Source organism: Anoxybacillus sp. TBDG-1 (assembly GCF_054815885.1).
In genome coordinates this window covers 1-2,446 of the sequence record NZ_JBTZSY010000092.1, presented here as the reverse complement: position 1 = coordinate 2,446, position 2,446 = coordinate 1, and the positions used below count along the sequence as shown (strand labels likewise).

Annotated in this window: 2 protein-coding genes and 1 pseudogene; all 3 read left to right on the top strand. The window is 39.7% G+C overall.

Going from position 1 to position 2,446, the window contains the following annotated elements; genetic code table 11:
- Positions 1-531: 531 nt before the first annotated feature.
- Positions 532-1,281: a hypothetical protein gene (locus tag ACYQY7_RS13860; RefSeq protein ID WP_461202934.1), complete on the top strand. Its 750-nt coding sequence runs from the start codon at positions 532-534 to the stop codon at positions 1,279-1,281.
- A gap of 15 nt (positions 1,282-1,296) precedes the next feature.
- Positions 1,297-1,752: a DNRLRE domain-containing protein gene (locus ACYQY7_RS13855; RefSeq protein WP_461202932.1), complete on the top strand. Its 456-nt coding sequence runs from the start codon at positions 1,297-1,299 to the stop codon at positions 1,750-1,752.
- A 26-nt stretch (positions 1,753-1,778) separates the two neighbouring features.
- A pseudogene (locus ACYQY7_RS13850) lies at positions 1,779-2,390 on the top strand (DNRLRE domain-containing protein); the annotation flags it as partial.
- Between the last annotated feature and the right edge of the window lie 56 nt (positions 2,391-2,446).

Below are 2,446 nucleotides of genomic sequence, written 5' to 3'. Positions count from 1 at the left end.
TCTCTTTTATTTATTCGCCGTGGAACGGGAGAAAACCTTTATTTCAATTTATATAGAATTTATTTCGTGTATTGTCAATTGGCATTCTATCAAATCAAATACACTAAAATATGCGAAATTGGAGCCCAATCTAAAAGATTTGCCCTCGGCGGATTTATCAGTAGGCGCGGTTAATGTTTCATTGTACTTTTCTTGAATAAGTGTAATCAAATCCTCCAAAAAAATCATTAATTGTTCATCTACTCCTCACATTTCTCATAGCGGGATGATCGTACAAAACAATTGAAAAAAACGACCGTTATCGCTACTGTCTGAAAGGTTAAGTGATAAAATCGATTTTTGTCGAATAATGACGAAAGTTGTTTGTCGAAAAATATTGCGAGTATGTTTTTTATAGCATAAAATCTCCTCATGCAGTTCGAATTAGACAACTTAGGATTGATAGGGAGAGAAAACATGAGGCATCTAAGGACATGGTTTGTTTGGTGGTTAGTATTTTTATTAGTTTTTACGAGTATTCCTATGGAGGGATTGGCGGAGTTCATCTATTCTAAATCTGACAATGCGATGAAACAATCACCTCTTAAAGTACCAGAAGCGCCCAGCATCAACTTGAAGCCGGGAGAGGTGATAGGGGAACGAACAGAGAATACGAAAGTGTATTACAATGGTGATGGTACGTTTACCAGAAAAATTTTCTTTGAACCGATTCATATTAAGAAAAAGAACGAAAAACAATTTGAGGAAGTTTCCACTTTCTTCATCGACCATCCCAATCATGTTCAAGCAGAGAATACGATTTTGGAACCTCGTTTTTACAAGAAAATGGTGGATGGAGAATATGCAAAATTTCTGTATAATGAATATTCCATTTCTTATTCTATTTTAGAAGCATCAGGGAATGGACTGAAGCCGATTCAAGCGAAAGATGTTCCCGCTATTTATAAGAAAAAAGACAATAAGATTGTGCATAAAAATATTTTTCCAAATATAGACTTGCAAAATATCGTATTTAACGAATCAACGAAAGAAGATTTAGTTCTTCACTCTTTTACGGGCTATCACATTTTCAAATTTCGTTTGAAAACCGATTTGCATGCCAATATTCAAGACGATGGATCGATTTTATTTACAAACAAAGAAAATGAAAAAGTATTTGAACTCCCTAAACCATTTATGGTCGATTCGAATATCGACGAACACTCGGGAGAAGCACAGCGCTCGGAACATGTAACATACGAACTTCAACAGGATGATCAAGGGTATATTTTAACGGTTTAAGCTGATCCGCAGTGGTTGAAAGATCCGAAGCGCGTCTATCCGGTTTATATTGACCCTAGCACTTCTGTTGCTATTGCTGCTGATGCATTTGTAATGAGCGCCTATCCGACAACGAACTATAGTTCTGCATCAAGTAAATGGGATGCTGGGCAAGGGCAATATGTGTTAAAAGTCGGTTATTATGATGGAATGACAGGGACTTGTTATGGGTTTTTGCACCCTGACATATCCGACGTTGAAAACATGAACGTAACGAACGCTACTTTTAACGTGTACGTTACACACTCCTATTATGCAACAACCGCAACCGGCTTATGGTTGGATGCGGTCAACGGCTCATGGTCTGCGAGCACTTTAACATGGAATAATAAACCTTCCTCCACGGACCCTTTCTTTCCTTTGGCGGGTGTTGGTCAAGGGCGAATCCGATTCCACTATCCTCTTTATTTTCCTTCAAAAGGTACCCCGTGATGACTTTTCATAGATTTTTTGACGCTACCAACATTGGCAAAGTCGATGTGGCAAGAGACCAATGGGCACAATTTGATGTGACGAGTACTGTCAAAGCGTGGGCATCAGGGACCAAACCAAACTATGGATTGAAACTCCATACGAATGGAAATGGACAAACGTATTGGAAAAAAGTTGTTTCCACTACGAACAGCAGTTATAAACCATATTTGTCTGTTACGTATACGATACCAGTTCCCAATACGCCAACAGGAACGGCCTTCAGTAATGGGGATGGCACAGGATATATCAATTTATCATGGGATCCGGTTCCTGGCGCTGTGGGTTATAAAGTTTGGATTTATAACGGGAAATCATATGAAGCGTTTGATGTAGGCAATGTTACTTCCTGGAGTACAAAAGGGAAAAAAATTTGGCCGACCCCTTCTGAAATTAGCGCTGGAAGATACGACCTGCACCAAGATCAGTTAGGGACGGAGCTTCCTGTCGATCCTTCCCCGGTCTATCGAAATTCAGGTGGAAGTTATCCGAATAGCAAGAACTACTGGTTCCGAGTCAGTGCGATTTTTCCTCAAGGCGAAAGCGCCATGTCAGGCGCGTATATGCCGACCATTCCGAATTTGGCAAAACCATCTGCTCGGTAGCGTCAAAAAATCTATGAAAAGTCATCACGGGCTACCTTTTGAAGGAAAAT